This is a genomic window from Allobosea sp. UNC402CLCol, from assembly GCF_000745475.1.
Taxonomy (GTDB): domain Bacteria; phylum Pseudomonadota; class Alphaproteobacteria; order Rhizobiales; family Beijerinckiaceae; genus Allobosea; species Allobosea spartocytisi.
In genome coordinates this window covers 64,338-79,340 of record NZ_JQJJ01000016.1, presented here as the reverse complement: position 1 = coordinate 79,340, position 15,003 = coordinate 64,338, and the positions used below count along the sequence as shown (strand labels likewise).

Annotated in this window: 12 protein-coding genes and 1 pseudogene; 4 read left to right on the top strand and 9 right to left on the bottom strand. The window is 68.0% G+C overall.

Annotated features, from left to right (window positions below):
* Positions 1-231: 231 nt before the first annotated feature.
* Together ggt and GY40_RS21460 are read left to right on the top strand one after the other, a co-directional pair.
* Positions 232-1,827, top strand: coding sequence for a gamma-glutamyltransferase (ggt, locus tag GY40_RS21465; RefSeq protein WP_038366919.1), 1,596 nt, complete (start codon positions 232-234; stop codon positions 1,825-1,827).
* A gap of 89 nt (positions 1,828-1,916) precedes the next feature.
* Complete coding sequence (locus GY40_RS21460) at positions 1,917-2,930, top strand: Gfo/Idh/MocA family protein (RefSeq protein ID WP_051988379.1); 1,014 nt, start codon at positions 1,917-1,919, stop codon at positions 2,928-2,930.
* Here GY40_RS21460 and GY40_RS21455 read toward each other — a convergent pair whose 3' ends face one another.
* From GY40_RS21455 to GY40_RS21425, 8 genes and pseudogenes are all read right to left on the bottom strand, one after another.
* Positions 2,931-4,076 (bottom strand): Gfo/Idh/MocA family protein, encoded by a 1,146-nt coding sequence (locus GY40_RS21455; protein WP_038366769.1) that lies wholly within the window; start codon positions 4,074-4,076, stop codon positions 2,931-2,933.
* A gap of 87 nt (positions 4,077-4,163) precedes the next feature.
* On the bottom strand, positions 4,164-5,144 hold the full coding sequence (gene rocF / locus GY40_RS21450) for an arginase (RefSeq protein WP_038366767.1): 981 nt from the start codon (positions 5,142-5,144) through the stop codon (positions 4,164-4,166).
* A 116-nt stretch (positions 5,145-5,260) separates the two neighbouring features.
* Entirely contained in the window at positions 5,261-6,085 is an 825-nt protein-coding gene (gene efeO / locus GY40_RS21445) for an iron uptake system protein EfeO (RefSeq protein ID WP_038366765.1), read from the bottom strand.
* Between the two features lies 1 nt (position 6,086).
* Complete coding sequence (gene efeB / locus GY40_RS21440; protein ID WP_197062798.1) at positions 6,087-7,421, bottom strand: iron uptake transporter deferrochelatase/peroxidase subunit; 1,335 nt, start codon at positions 7,419-7,421, stop codon at positions 6,087-6,089.
* Entirely contained in the window at positions 7,418-8,428 is a 1,011-nt protein-coding gene (locus GY40_RS28385; protein ID WP_248311252.1) for a cupredoxin domain-containing protein, read from the bottom strand. The genes efeB and GY40_RS28385 overlap by 4 nt, the downstream gene beginning before the upstream one ends.
* A 30-nt stretch (positions 8,429-8,458) precedes the next feature.
* Positions 8,459-9,244 (bottom strand): annotated as a pseudogene (gene efeU / locus GY40_RS28380) (iron uptake transporter permease EfeU); the annotation flags it as partial.
* 247 nt (positions 9,245-9,491) lie between these two features.
* Entirely contained in the window at positions 9,492-10,874 is a 1,383-nt protein-coding gene (locus GY40_RS21430) for an aldehyde dehydrogenase family protein (RefSeq protein WP_038366763.1), read from the bottom strand.
* A gap of 36 nt (positions 10,875-10,910) precedes the next feature.
* Positions 10,911-12,566 carry an acetolactate synthase large subunit gene (locus GY40_RS21425; RefSeq protein ID WP_038366760.1) on the bottom strand — a complete coding sequence of 552 codons (1,656 nt, stop codon included), beginning with the start codon at positions 12,564-12,566 and terminating at the stop codon, positions 10,911-10,913.
* Positions 12,567-12,884: 318 nt separating this feature from the next.
* Between GY40_RS21425 and GY40_RS21420 the strand changes: the two genes are divergently transcribed.
* A complete protein-coding gene (locus GY40_RS21420; RefSeq protein WP_038366758.1) occupies positions 12,885-13,109 on the top strand; it encodes a hypothetical protein in 225 nt (74 codons plus the stop codon).
* Between the two features lie 80 nt (positions 13,110-13,189).
* On the opposite strand, the gene GY40_RS21415 is transcribed toward GY40_RS21420, so the two are convergent.
* Positions 13,190-13,978, bottom strand: coding sequence for a class II glutamine amidotransferase (locus GY40_RS21415; RefSeq protein WP_038366756.1), 789 nt, complete (start codon positions 13,976-13,978; stop codon positions 13,190-13,192).
* A gap of 291 nt (positions 13,979-14,269) precedes the next feature.
* Between GY40_RS21415 and GY40_RS21410 the strand changes: the two genes are divergently transcribed.
* On the top strand, positions 14,270-14,869 hold the full coding sequence (locus tag GY40_RS21410; protein ID WP_038366753.1) for a TRAP transporter small permease subunit: 600 nt from the start codon (positions 14,270-14,272) through the stop codon (positions 14,867-14,869).
* The last annotated feature ends 134 nt before the right edge of the window (positions 14,870-15,003 follow it).

Here is a 15,003-nt window from a genome sequence, read left to right as displayed (position 1 = left end):
CGGATTTGGTCACGCGAATCTCTCCCTGTTCGTCGACCGAAGCTAGCAGACAAGGCCGCAGACCACACCGTCCCTGCCGCGGGTCCCGGCCAGGCGGCGCTCGCTCCTGCCGGCACCGCGGAACCATGCCGGCCATGCGCGGCACGGGATTGTCAGCGCCGGTTTCTGCGGTCAAAGCCTTGCCCGAAACGAGGATGCCGGAATCGGCACCGGGAACGGATGGAGCGGGATATGAGCTGGGGCAATCGCGATTTCATGGTGCCGGGCCGTTCGGTGGCGGTCGGCGAGCGCGGCATGGCCGCGACCTCGCATCCGGCGGCGACGCTGGCGGCCGTCGACATCCTGCGCGCCGGCGGCAACGCCGTCGACGCGGCCATCGCGGCGGTCGCGGTGCAGGCGGTGGTCGATCCGCACATGACCGGCATCGGCGGCGACTGCTTCGCGATCTATGCCCCGGCCGGCGGCAAGATGGTCGCCATCAACGGCTCGGGCCGCGCGCCCGCCAAGGCCGAGCTCGGCTGGTTCCTCGACCAGGGCCTGACCGCGATCGCGCCGGATTCGCCTCATGCCGTCACCGTGCCGGGCGCGATCGACGCCTGGTGCCGCCTCAACGCCGATCACGGCAGCAAGAGCCTCGACGAGATCTTCACTGCGGCGATCCGCGCCGCCGAGGAGGGCTTCGTGGTGACGCCGCGCGTCTCGCTCGACTGGAACCGCTATCGCGGCCGCATCGAGAAGCACGGCCTCGGCAATGCCGTCTACCTGCCCGGCGGCAAGGCGCCGGTGACGGGTGACAAGATGGTCCACCCCGCTCTCGGCAGGATGCTGCGCCGCATCGCTCGCGAAGGCCGTGCCGCCTTCTATGAGGGCGAGGCCGCGGAGGAGATGGTCGCCGTCCTGAACAAGGCCGGCAGCCTGATGGCGGTCGAGGATTTCGCCACCGCGAAGCCGGATTATGTCGATCCGATCGGCGCCACTTATCGCGACCACCATCTCTGGGAGTGCCCGCCGAACGGCCAGGGCATCGCGGCGCTGTTGATCGCGCGCATCCTCGACGGCTTCGACCTGAAGGACGGCAAGCTCGGCGAAGCTGACCGCATCCATCTCCTCGCGGAGGCCAGCAAGGCGGCCTATCGCCAGCGCGACGCGCTGGTCGCCGATCCGGCTGCGAGCCCCTTCGACACCGAGGCGTTCCTGTCCGACGCATTCGTCGGCCGGCTGCGGGCGCAGATCAGCCTGGAGAAGGCGGCGAAGCCTGAAGCCTTCGACATGCCCTTGCACAAGGACACGATCTATCTCTGCGTCGTCGACGGCGACGGCAACATGATCTCCTTCATCAACTCGATCTTCTCGGCCTTCGGCAGCGGCATCTATGCGGAGAAATCCGGCGTCATGCTGCAGAACCGCGGCTCGGGCTTCCGCCTGATCGAGGGCCATCCCAACGCCATCGCGCCGCGCAAGCGCCCCTTCCACACCATCATCCCCGGCATGCTCGCCAAGGGTGGTCGTGCGGTGATGCCTTTCGGCGTGATGGGCGGGCAGTACCAGTCGACCGGCCACGCCCATTTCATCTCCGGCATTCTCGATCGCGGCCTCGATCCGCAGCAGGCATCCGACACAGCCCGCAGCTTCGCCTATGACGGCAAGCTCTCGCTGGAGCCGACGATCCCCGAAAGCGTCGCGGCCGATCTCAAGGCACGCGGCCATGACGTGGTCTGGGCCGAGGAGCCGCTCGGCGGCTGCCAGGCGATCTGGGTCGATCACGCCCGCGGCGTGATGTTCGGCGCCTCCGACCATCGCAAGGACGGCATGGCGCTGGCGGTCTGAGGAACGCCCCCTTAACCGCGTGCCCGCTATCGCTGGCGACAGCGACGGAGGGGCGCGTGGCGCAGGAACGGTCATTCGGCTGGGGGATCATGGGCACCGGCGCCATCGCCGGGCTCTTCGCCGCCGATCTCGGCCTGCTGCCGCAGGCACGCATCGCGGCCGTTCATTCGCGCTCGCAGGACAAGGCGCAGGCCTTCGCCGGCCGCCTCAGTGCGACGGCCTATGACGACGAAACAGCCTTTCTCGCCGATCCGGCCGTCGCAGCGGTCTATATCGCGACGCCGAACCATCTCCATGCCGCGCTGGCGCTGAAGGTCATCGCCGCCGGCAAGCCGGTGCTGATCGAGAAGCCGATCGCGCTGAGGAGCGGCGATGTCGAGGCGATTGCGCAGGCGTCGTGCGAGCACGGCGTCTTCGCCATGGAGGCGCTGTGGAGCCGCTTCCTGCCAGCGGTCCGCGCGGTCCGCGAACAGCTCGCGGCAGGGCGGATCGGAGACATCAGGCGCATTCGCGCGGATCTCTCCTATGCCCACCCGCAGGAACCGGGCAGCCGCTTCTTCGATCCGGCGCTGGGCGGCGGCGCGGCCTTCGATCTCGGCGTCTATCCGCTGTCGCTGGTGCTGCATCTGCTCGGCGAGCCGCAGGCCGCCAGCGGGCGCTGGCTCGCCGCGGCGAGCGGCGTCGATCTGCGCAGCGAATTCAGGCTCGATTATCCGCAGGCCGTGGCCGAGCTTTCCTGCGGCTTCGACCGCAATGGCACTAATCGTTTCCTGATCGAAGGCACGCGAGGGTCGCTGCTGATCGAAACCCCGTTTCTGAAGGGGCAGCGCCTGAGCTTCGTCAGCGATCCCGTTCGGGCTTCAGCGGTCTATGAGCGCGGACAGGGTCTCGCCACGCGCTTTCTCGACCGCATTCCGAAGGTCGGACGCCGCAGCGAGGTTTTCGCCTTTCCCGGTCACGGCCTGCAATTTCAGGCGGAGGCGGTGATGGCTGCGGTTCGGGCCGGAGAGACGCGTTGCGCGACGATGCCGCTCTCGGAAAGCGCGGCCGTGCTGCGCATCATCGAAACCGTGCTGGCCCAGCCGCCGGCAGGGCGCGACTGATCAGAAACGCGACCTCACCCGATAAGGCTGCGGCAGGTCGCGCGCATTGTTCAGGGCCAGCGCGAGTTCCGTGATGTGCAGCGCCAGCGCGCCGGAGAAGCGTGGCGCCTCTCCGCGAGCGATCGCCTCGGCCTGATCGGCGATGCCGCGCATGAAATCGATCTGCGAGGGGAAGTTCGGCAGGGCCTTGCTCGCTGCCTGCGCCGGATAGGGCAGGCGCCGGCCGGGCGTCGGCTTCCAGGGCAAGGCACGCCCGAGCTTCGCCTCGGCGCGGGTCAGGAGCCGGCCGAGCAGCGGGCGCGGCGCGTCGGTTTCCTCGACATGGACGGTGGAGCGGTTGTCCCAGAGGTCGCGCACCGTGAGCGAGCCCTTTTCCGCGAAGATCTGCAATGAGCGGTCGCGCGGTGCTGCCAGCCCGTTCGTCAGCCTCGCCACGACGCCGGAGCGGAAGCTCAGGCAGCCGACCGAGAAATCCGGCGCCATCGCGATATGCCCGGTGCCCGGCCCCTTGTCCGGAAATGTCACGGCGGAGAAGGCGGTCAGGCTCTCGACCGGGCCGAACAGCGTCACCAGCCAGGAGAGCGCGTACCCGGCATGCTCCAGCGTGCAGCCGATCTCGAATTCGTGCAGCCCCGGCCAGGGCGCACCCGAGCGCGAGCGCCAGCGAGCCCAATTGTCGCGGAAGACCGGTCCGTCCTCCATGGCGGCATAGACCAGCCGGGGCGCGCCGATACGTCCCGCACGCAGCGTTTCATCGACAAGGCGATGCGCGTCGCTGAGCCCGTTGGCAGGGGCCGTCGCCAGTGTCAGCCCGGAGCCTTGCGCCTGCGAGACCAGCGCCTCGGCTTGCGCCAGCTCCATGGCGAGCGGCTTCTCACAATAGACATGCTTGCCGGCAGCCAGCGCGCGATGGGTGATCTCGTAATGGCTTTCGGGCGTCGTCAGGTTGACGACGATCTGCACGGCCGGATCGGCCAGCAGGGTGCCGAGATCGGGATAGGCCGGGACATTGTGGAAGCTGCGGAAGGCTTCGAGACGCGCGCCGTCGCGATCCCAGACGCCGGCGAGCGACAGTGCCGGGTGGTTCGCGAGCGTCGTCATGTAATAGTCGGCGACGAAGCCCGTGCCGACGAGCGCGATCTTCATGATGCGGTTCCGTTCCGCCAGCCTTGCAGCCGGCGAAACAGGCTATGCCATCCAAGAATGAAGATCGGCTTTCGCGAAAGCGCGACTTCAGGCCGCGCCGATCGCGTTGGACGGCGTCTGGCGGTCGGTGATCTGCTGGCCGAACAGGCTGCCCGCCAGCTCGACGGCGAGACGCGCCGTCTGGCCGCGATCGTCGAGGAAGGGGTTGAGCTCGACGATGTCCATCGAGCGCACCAGCCCGGAATCGTGCAGCAGCTCCATCACCAGATGCGCCTCGCGATAGGTCGCCCCGCCCGGAACGGTGGTGCCGACGCCCGGCGCCAGCGGCGGGTCGATGAAATCGACGTCGAAGGAGACGTGCAGCACGCCGTTGGCGGCGCGCACCTTCTCGATGACCTGGCGGATCAGCACGCCGACGCCGTGCTCGTCGATGGCGCGCATGTCGGCGACATCGACGCCGCGTGCCTTCACGGCCGCCTTCTCGAGCGGATCGACCGAGCGGATGCCGAACAGGCTGAGCTGGGCCGGGGTAATCGAGGCGCGGGGTTCCGTGCCGAGCAGATCGTCGAGGCCCGCCTCGCCGCAGAGAAAGGCCGAGGACATGCCATGCATGTTCCCGGAGGGCGAGATGGCCGGCATGTTGAAATCGGCATGGGCGTCGAGCCAGAGCACGAAGAGCTTGCGGCCCTGCTCCTGCCAGTGCCGCGCGACGCCGTTGACCGAGCCCATCGACAGGCTGTGGTCGCCGCCGAGGAAGATCGGTGTCGCGCCGGTGCGGGCGAGCTCATAGGCGCGGGCGCTGAGCGCGCGCATCCAGGCGGCGATCTCAGGGTAGAAGCGGGCGTTCTCGGGCGCCGGACCGTCGACGGGCGTCAGGTCGCGCGGCAGGATGTCGCCATGGTCCTCGACGGTGTAGCCGAGCTCTTCCAGCACGCGCGTGAGCCCGGCGGTGCGCAGTCCGGCGGGGCCCATCAGCGCGCCGCGACGGGAGGCGCCGACCTCGATCGGCGCGCCGAGCAGGGCGATGCGGCCCTGGGAGGCGGGTGCGTTCGCGGAAGAGGCGGTCATGCTGGCAGTCCGTTGATGGTGGCTTGAAAGGCGGTGACGCCGATGTGCCGTCATTGGCGCATCGGCTTCCACCTGTCGAGTGCCGCGCCAGCGTGACCGTTCTGTGTCGGGGGCGCTCAGCCGAGGCCGAGCACGCCCTTGAGCTTGGCGAGGTCTTCCGCGAGCGTGGTGATCGTCGCGGCGAGCGCCTTGCGGTCGGCCTCACTCAGCTTGTCATAGGTCTCGAAGCCGCCGTCCTGGAGCTTGTATTTGGCCAGCGTCTTGTCGACCGTGGCGAAATTGGCGTCGATCTTCTCGGCCAGCGCCTTGTCGTCCTTGACGACGAGCGGGCGCAGCAGGTCGACGATCGTCTTGGCGCCGTCGACATTGGCCTGGAAGTCCCAGAGATCGGTGTGGCTGTAGCGATCCTCCTCGCCGGAGACTTTGGTCGCGGCGACCTCCTCGATCAGCGCCGCCGCGCCCCCGACCATCTTGTCCGGCGGAACGGTCAGCCCCTTGATGCGGCCCTGCAACTCGGTGACGTCGGCCATGAGCGTGTCGGCGAAGGGGCCAAGCCCCTCGGTGCTGTTCTTGGCGAAGAGCCCGTATTCGATGCGATGGAAGCCGGTGAACTCCGGGTCCTCCTCCTTCTTCTCGTGATCGTCGGCGCGCGAATCGATCTTGCCATCGAGATCGCTGAACAATTCCGCGACCGGCTCGATCATCTCGTAGGAGACGCGGGTGGGCGCATAGAGGGCCTTGGCTTTGGCGAGGTCGCCGGCCTTGACCGCGTCGGTGAAGGCTTTGGTGTCCTTCACCAGCTTGTCGACGCCTTGCGAGACATAGAGCTTGTACGCGGCGACGGGTGCGACGAGATCGAGCGGCGAGGCGGCCTGCGCCGATCCGGCTGTCACAGCGGCGATCAGGCTGGCGCCGGCCAGCCATGCGAAGCGCAAGCTCATATCAATCTCCTGTCTTGCGGGGGGAAGTCGAAGCCGCGGCGGGAACGATGCCGCGCGCGGCCCGGATCAGGCCTGCGCCGAGATAGCTGCCCGCGTCAGGCACGCCAGGCAGCGCGAAGAAGTAGCCGCCGCCGACGGGCTTGATGTATTCCTCGAGCGGCTCGCCATCGAGGCGCTTCTGCACGGCGATGAAACTGCGCTCCAGATCTTGCTGGAACGAGATGAAGAGCAGCCCCATGTCGAGTTGACCGGCGCGGGTGACGCCGTTGGAATAGTTGAACGGCCGGCGCAGCATGCGGCTCGGTTCCGTCTCCGGCCGGCGCGGATTGGCCAGCCGGATATGGGCGTCGAGCCTGGTGCGCTTGCCTTCGGGATCGTCGGCATAGGCGGGCTCGTCATATTCGCGGCTGCCGCCCATCGGCGCGCCCGACGCCTTCATGCGGCCCATGATGTCCTGCTGCTCGCTGAGCGCGGTGCGGTCCCAGCGCTCGACGAAATTGCGGATGATACGCACGACCTGATAGCTGCCATGCGCTGCCCAGCCCGGCTCGTCGGAGCCTTCCTGCACCCAGACGAGATGGCCCATCAGCGCCTTGTCGGTGGTGTCGGGATTGGCCGTGCCGTCGCGGAAGCCGAGCAGGTTGCGCGCGCTTTCGGGCGGTTCGCCCGGCCTGGCATCGGTCGATCTGGCCTGGCGCACCGGCACGCTGCCTTCCTGCTTCCAGCGCAGCAGCAACAGATCGGGCGTGTTCTTCAGGATGTCGCGCAGCGCGTGGATATTGGTGTCGGCGGTGTTCGAGCAGATCTGCAGCAGGAGATCGCCATGGCAGAGCGCGCCGTCGAGCGCGTCGTTCGGAAAGCGCTTCATCCGCTGCAGGCGCTTCGGCTTCAACGGGCTCAAGCCGAAGCGCTCGTCGAACAGGGAAGCGCCGAGCGCGACGGTGACGGTGAGATTGTCGGGCGCGATCACCGGGCCGAGGATGCCGCTGTCGGGCGGCGGGAAGCCGGGATCGGCGGTCGGGGCGGGACCGCCCTGCATCAGGAAGGCGATGCGCTCGGTCAGGATGCGCAGGAGCCGGTCGAGCTCGTCGAGCGAGGTGGCCGCGACATCGAAGGCGGCGACGAGACCGGTCGCGGGACGCGGCGTCACGATGCCGGATTGGTGCAGGCCGTGGAAGGGCTGGCGCTGGGCGGTCGCGTCGCTCTCGGGCGCTGCGGCCGGGTTTTGGGCCGGTTGAGGCGCCGCCTGCGCCAGCGTGGCGCCGCCGATGGTTGCCGCGCCGCCGGTCAGCAGCGAACGCCGCGAGGGGGCGAAGCCCTTGCCCGGTTTCGTCACGATCTGCGCTCCGTCTCGGGCAGGGCGAGCGCCTTGCGCATGGCCGCGAGATCCTCGGCCAGCGCCCGCGTCGCGCCGCCCGGCTTGGCGTCGCGCGGCAGGCCGGCAAGATCGGCCCCGGTCCGCGCCGCCAGATCGGGATCGATGCGCGCCGTCAGCGGCAGCAGCAGCCGCGCGATGGCACTCGCGGCGGCGACATCCTCGGGCGCGCCCGTCTCGCCATCCTGCGGCGACAACAGTGTGATCGCCCCGGCCAGCATGGTATCGGGCAGCACGGTGCGCTGGCTGAGCGCCGTGCGGAAAGCCTCGCCCGCCTGCCGGATCTCGGCGGGGACGGCCGCTGTGTCGCCGGCAAGGGCGGTTTGCACCTTGGCGAAGAGCGTTTCGAGCTCGCTATCGCCCGCCGTCGCGGGACGCAGCACCGGGAGGAGCGCAATGGCGTCATGGCGGGCCTTGCTCGCGGCCTGCGCGTCTCCTACCGCCTGCGCCTGCTCGAAGGCATCGAGCGCGCTGCCGAACGCGGCCGAGCGCTCGCTCAGGACGGCGCGGTATTCGGCGGCCGGGCCGACCATGTCCATCAGCGTCAGCGCCACGCGCGGCTGCGCCGTCGAAGCCTGGACGATCAGGCGGCCGCGCGGGGCGCTGAGCAGGCCGCAGGTGATGCTGTACTCGCCGGGATGGAGCTGCGTGGTCAGACGCCGCGACTGGCCGGGCGCGATGTTCTCGCGCTCCTCCAGCACCATGACGCCGTCGAGGATTTCCCATTCCAGCACGCGTGCGCCGCGATTGGTCACGACGAAGCTCAGCCTGCCGGCGGGGACCGTCAGCGTTGCCGGCTCGCAGCTCTTGTCGGTGATGGCGACGGCGATCTCGTTCCGGTCCGGCGTGGCGGCGCGCCGGTTGCCGGCGGCATAGACGAAGGCACTGATGCCGCCGCAGATCAGCAGCAGCGTGGCGATGCCAGCAAGCTTCAGGCGCGGCGAATGGCGGGTTCCGGCGCGCGCCACCGTGGCGGCCTGGTCCTGGCCGCCCGCCCTGAGGAAAAGCACGAGCGCCGGCACCAGGAAGGCGAGATAGGCGATGACCTCGCCGAGCGCGGCCCGTTCCTGATAGCCGAAGAAGCCGGAGAGGATTGCGCCCAGCGGGCCATCGGCCGGCAAGGTCGTGCCGAGATCGTAGACGTTCTGCTGCAGGTGGTTCCAGAGCCCGGCCTCGTGCAGCGAGCGCACGGCATTCGCGACGAGCCCGGCCGCGACGAACAGGATCAGGATGCCGGTCCAGCGGAAGAAGACGCGCAGATTGAGCTTCACGCCGAGCGCATAGATGGCGTAGCCGGCCGCGACGGCGAGCAGGATGCCGAGCCCGGCGCCGAGCGCAGGTCCCCAGCCGCCATTCTGCTGGAAGATGGCGAGCAGGAAGAAGACCGATTCCAGCCCCTCGCGCACCACGGCGAGGAAGGCGAGGCCGACCAGAGCGAAGCCCTGATGCTCGCCGGAAAGCGCGGCATCGACGCCGGCCTGCAATTCGCCCTTGATCGAACGCGCCGCCTTGCGCATCCAAAACACCATCGAAACGAGCATGGCGGCGGCGATCAGGCCGATGACGGCCTCGAACAGTTCCTGCCCGCGCTGCGGCAATTCCCCCGCGACGATGTCGAGCGCCGCGCCGGCCACCAGGCTCGCGGCGCAGGCGAGGCCGACGCCGACCCACAGCGCCGGCAGCCATTCGCACCGCCCGGTCCTGACCAGATAGCTCGCGACGATGCCGACGATCAGCGCGGCCTCGATGCCTTCACGAAGCATGATGAGAAACGGTACGATCACGGCGAACCAGGTCCGGTTGCGCGTCGCGGCCGATGCCGTTCGCGGCGCAGATGCCCTGTTGCCTAGGCATCCCGCGCCGGCCGGTCAACCAAAACCGTTCAGTTTAGAAGCATAATAAACTACTGATATCACTGTATTATTGCCACAATCGGCAGCTTGGCGTCGCGGCCGTGGCGGCTTCCCCGGCAGGCACGCCCACCGCGTGGTCGCGACGCGGCGGAGCCGCGGCGGCCGGGCCCCGGGCCCCTCAGCGCCGCTTCATCAGGATCATCTTCTCCTGCGTCATGTCGTGCATGGTGAAGGGGATGCCGCCAGTGCCGTAGCCCGAAACGCGCCGGCCGGCGAAAGGCATCCAGTCGGTGCGGAAGGTGGTGGGGTCGTTGATCATCACGGCGGAGGCATCGAGCCGATTGGCGGCCCGGAGCGCGACATCGATATCCTGCGCGAAGATGCTGGACTGGAACGAGACCGGCAGGGAATTGGCCCGGGCGATGGCGTCGTCGAGATCGCGGAAACGATAGATCGCGACCGCCGGCCCGAAGATCTCCTCCTGCGAGATGCGCGCTTCCGGCGCCGGATCGACCAGCACGGTCGGTTCCAGCGTCGTCTCGGAGAGCCGCTTGCCGCCGGCGAGCAGCTTGGCGCCGCCCTTCACCGCCTCGTCGATCCAGTCGGCGACGCGGTCGGCCTCCTTCGGGGTGATCAGCGGGCCGACCTCGGTGTCCTTGAGCGTGGGGTCTCCGGTGCGCAACTTCTTCACCCGCGCGACGAGGCGCTCGGTGAAGTCGTTGACGATGGAATCATGGACATAGATGCGCTGCGTCGAGACGCAGACCTGGCCGGCATGGTAGTAGCCGCCCTTCACGATCGGCTCGATGATCGCCTCGAGATTGGCGCTCCTGTCGACGATCGCCGGCGCGACGCCGCCATGTTCCAGCGCCGAGCGCGCGCCGGGCGCAAGCTTCGAATGCAGGTACCAGCCGACCTTGGCCGAGCCGATGAAGCTGAGGAAGGCGATGCGCGGGTCGGTCGCGAGCTTTTCCGCCAGCGCGGTCTCGGCCGGCACGAAGGTCTGGCACCAGGCTTCGGGCAGCCCGGCCTCATGCACCAGCCTGACGAAGTCGATGCAGGAAAGCGGCGTCGTGCCGGCCGGCTTGACGATGACCGGGCAGCCGGTCGCGATCGCCGGCGCGACCTGGTGAACGATCAGGTTGAGCGGGTGGTTGAAGGCCGAGATCGCCGCGACGATGCCGATCGGCTCCTTGGTGGTGAAGGCCCAGCGGCCATCGGCCGCGGCGGACAGCCCCATCGGAATCTCGCGGCCGGCGAAATTGCGCAATTCGTCGGCGGCATTGTTGACGCCGTCGACGGCGCGATTGGCCTCGACGATGGCGTCCGGCAGGGGCTTGCCGCCCTCGCGGGCGATCTGCATGGCGAAATGGTCGCGCTTCGCCTCGAGCAACCCGGCGAGCTTGCGCAGGATCGCCATGCGCTGATGCGGCTTCAGCCAGTTGTCGCGGTCCTTGAAGACGGCCTGCGCGGCCTGCAGCTTGCGTTCCAGAGCGGCTGCGTCGTCGGTCTCGATCTCGGTGATCGGCGCGCGGTCATAAGCCTGAACAACCTGAAGCATGGTCGTCTCCTTTAAAAACGCGATGAATGTGAAAGCTCAGGCCAGATCGACGTCGGGCACGCGGTTGCGCAGTTCCTCGACGAGGACGCGGGTGTTTTCGGAATAGTCGATCGGGCAATCGACGAGATGGACGCCGCCGCCCTTGAACGCGGCTTCGAGCGTCGGCACCAGCGCTTCCGCCGAGGTCACGCGCGAGCCCTTGGCGCCATAGGCCTCGGCATAGCGCACGAAATCGGGATTGCCGAAGGTCATGCCGTAATCGGGGAATTTGTCGACGGCCTGCTTCCAGCGGATCATGCCATAGGCGCCGTCATTGAGGACGAGCACGACGAGGTCGAGGCCCAGGCGGACCGCCGTCTCCATCTCCTGCGAGTTCATCATGAAGCCGCCATCGCCACAGACGGCCATGACGCGCCGGCGCGGATGCAGCATCGCCGCCATCATCGCCGAGGGCAGGCCGGCGCCCATCGTCGCCAGCGCATTGTCGAGCAGCAGCGTGTTGGCGACATGGGTGCGGTAGTTCCGCGCGAACCAGATCTTGTACATGCCGTTGTCGAGGCAGACGATGCCGTCCTCCGGCATCACCGCGCGCACGTCATGGACGAGCCGCTGCGGCGTCACCGGGAAGCGGTCCTCCTCGGCCCGGTCGTTGATCTTCGCCAGGATGCGCTGGCGCAGCTCGAGCATTTTGGCCTGCTCCGGAAGCTTGCCGCCGAGCCTGTCGCCGAGCGCGGTGACGCTCGCGCCGATATCGCCGATCACCTCCGCATCGGGATGGTAGACCTGCTCGACATTGGCCGATTGGTAGCCGACATGGATGACCTTCGGCCCGCCGGCGCTGCGCATCAGGAAGGGCGGCTTCTCGACCGTGTCGTGGCCGACCGCGATGATGAGGTCCGCCGCGGCGACGGCCTCGTGGACATAATCGCCCTCGGACAGGGCAGCGGTGCCCAGATAGAGGTTGGAGCCGCCGGTGACGGCGCCCTTGCCCATCTGCGTGTTGAAGAACGGCACGCCGATCTTGCGCACGAAGGCCGAGAGCGGCTCGACCAGGCGCGGCCGGTTGCCGGCGGCACCGATCATCACCAGCGGGCGCTTGGCCGCGAGGATCATCTGCGTCGCGCGGTCGAGCGCGACAGCCGGGGCGACGGGCTGGTCGAGCGGATGGACGGGGATGAGCGGGATGTCGTCGATCTCCTCGGCGGCCACATCCTCCGGCAGTTCGAGATGGACCGGCCCCGGCCGTTCCTCCATCGCGACGCGGAAGGCATCGCGCACCACGGAGGGGATGCTGGCCGGGCTGACGATCTGGCGCGTCATCTTGGTCAGCGGGCGCATCGAGGCGACGACGTCGACGATCTGGAAGCGCGCCTGCTTGGCGGTCATGATCGCCTTCTGCCCGGTGATCAGGATCATCGGCATGGCGCCGAGATGGGCATAGGCCGCGCCGGTCGAGAAATTGAGCGCGCCGGGGCCGAGCGTCGCGATGCAGACACCGGGCTTGCCGGTGAGCCTGCCATGGGTCGCGGCCATGAAGGCCGCCGCCTGTTCGTGCCGCGTCAGAACCAGCTCGATCTTGGATTTGCGCAGGGACTCGACGACATCGAGATTCTCCTCGCCCGGAACGCCGAAAACGCGGTCGACGCCTTCATTCTCCAAAGCCGCAACCAGAAGATCGGAACCCTTCTTCATCGTCGTCGCCTTTCCGTCGAGCTGCCCTGCCAGGTCAGCAACGCTAGGCTCCCGACGTAGGAAGGCAACCACGGAGTTACGAGCGCGCCTCGCGCATGGCGGCTTCCGCCTGGGCGCCGTGGCCCCGACCAGGCACTCGCGTGGCCCGGAGGCGCCGCCTGACGGAGGAAGAAAAGTAAATGCGGCAAGTCGTCGCTTGTATTCATGCCGACGACGGCCATTCACGGTGACGTGAATGCTAGTGAATTCGCGGAGGCATTGGAAATCAGGTTCCGACAATTAGCTGGGTGCTTGTGGGCGTAAGAACAGGAGATTGTCATGATTTCGCGCAAGACTATTGCCGTCGCCGCCGCGCTTCTGCTGTCCGCAGCCGGTTCCACGGCCTATGCCGCCGAGCTCGGGGCGGAAAGCATCGTACATGAGCAGGCGCAAAATAACCGCGCCCTGGCCGAGCAGAGCCAGTATCTCGCCTATCACGAGCACTTCAAGGGGCAGCCGACCCGGCCCTTCGTTCCGGCCGGAACGTTGCCGCACCACAACTGAGCGCTCGTCGAGCAGAACCGAAGAGGGGCCGTCCCGCACGGCCCCTTTTTTCGCTTCCGCGACGCGTGGACACCCCTCGATCAGGCCGCCTGGCGCAGCGCGATCTCGAAGGGAGTGAGGCTGACCGTGCCACCCCGCACCGTGGCCAGCGTGTTGCAGGGCAGCGCCTGCCAGCATTCGCGCGCCGCATCGACGGGTTCGGAGGCGATGACGACGCTGTCGGCCTTCTGGCAGACATAGAGGCTCGGCGGCCGGTCGTCGGAGGACCAGCGCACGGCATGGATGGTCTCGCCATCGGCGAGGGCCGCCGCGCAGCGCAGCGGCTCGCGCGTGCCGGCCTCCTCCATCAGGGACAGCGCCGTCGAAAGCGCCGCAGCCAGCGCCTCGCCGGCGGCGAGCCCGCGCGCCATCTGCGCCATCGCCAGCAGGAAGATCGCTTCGGAATCGGTGGTGCCGGCGCGCACGCCGTAGAGCGCGTCGGGAATCAGGTTCTCGAGCTTGCGGCGGATCGCGCCATAGCCGCCGATCTGGCCGTTATGCATGAAGAGATGGCGGCCATGGACGAAGGGGTGGCAGTTGGCGCGCGTCGTCGCCGTGCCGGTCGCGGCCCTGACATGGGCGAAGAACAGATGCGAGCGCACCTGCCGCGCGATCGAGAGCAGGTTCTCGTCCGACCAGGCCGGCCTGACCTCGCGATACTGCCCGGGCTCGGAGCGTTCCCCGTACCAGCCGACGCCGAAGCCGTCGCCATTCGTGCCGGTCTTGGCCTCCTCGGCATGGAGCGACTGGTGGATCAGCGAGTGGCAGGGCGAGGCGATGAAGTCCTCGAGAAAGACGGGCACGCCGGAATAGGCAAGGAAGCGGCACATGAAGGGCTCGAATCGGCCGGGGCGGATGGTCGAGAATAATATTCTTCAAAAATGAATGGCGACATAATGATCGTTCCCCGCCATGGCGCCGCGACCGTGAGGACGGAAGCTGGGCGCCCTGCGGAACCCTCTCGCAGCCCGTCCGGACACGTGCTTCTTTCGTCTAATGGATAAGGCGTCCCCCGTCTTGCGCCGCTGCATGTGCTCCTATACCCAGCACGTAAACGGCGCATAACCGGCAGACGGGCGAAGCATGACCGGGCCTGCGCGCATCTCGATGGGAGCGGGGACGTGAAGGGCCTTCTTGCAGTCAGCCGCGTGATCGACGCGGTCAACGGCTTCATCGGCCGGAAAATCGCGTGGCTGATCCTTGCGGCGGTGATCGTCGCGACCGTCAACGCCGTCATCCGCAAGGTCTTCAACGTCTCGTCGAATGCCTGGCTCGAACTGCAATGGATGCTGTTCGGCGCGGTCTTCCTGATGTGCGCCTCCTGGACGATGCAGGTGAAGGAGCACATCCGCATCGACATCGTGAACAGCATGCTGCCGAAGCGCGTGCGGCAATGGATCGAGCTGCTCGGCCATCTCTTCTTCCTGATGCCGTTCTGCCTGCTGATCGTCTACCATTCCTGGCCGTTCTTCCTGCGCTCCTACGAGATCAACGAGCAGTCGCTCTCGGCCGGCGGCCTGCCGCAATGGCCGGCGAAGGGCCTCGTCATCGTCGGCTTCCTGATGCTGACGATCCAGGGCGTCTCCGAGATCATCAAGCAGATCGCGATCATGCGCGGCGATCTCGAGGATCAGGAGGTGGCTGCCGGTCACGCCGCCGCGGCGGAGGCGGAAGCCCAGCGCCTGCTCGATCAAGCCAAGGAACAGGGCCTCGCTTCGTGAGCGGCCCGCAAGAAGTCCGGAAACTCGCCATGCACGCATTTCGCCTTCCGCGCGCCGCCGGCCTGCTGCTCGCGCTCACCGTCCTCGCCTTCTTCAGCCTGCACACCGGCGACGCCTTCGCGGCGGGCGGCGGC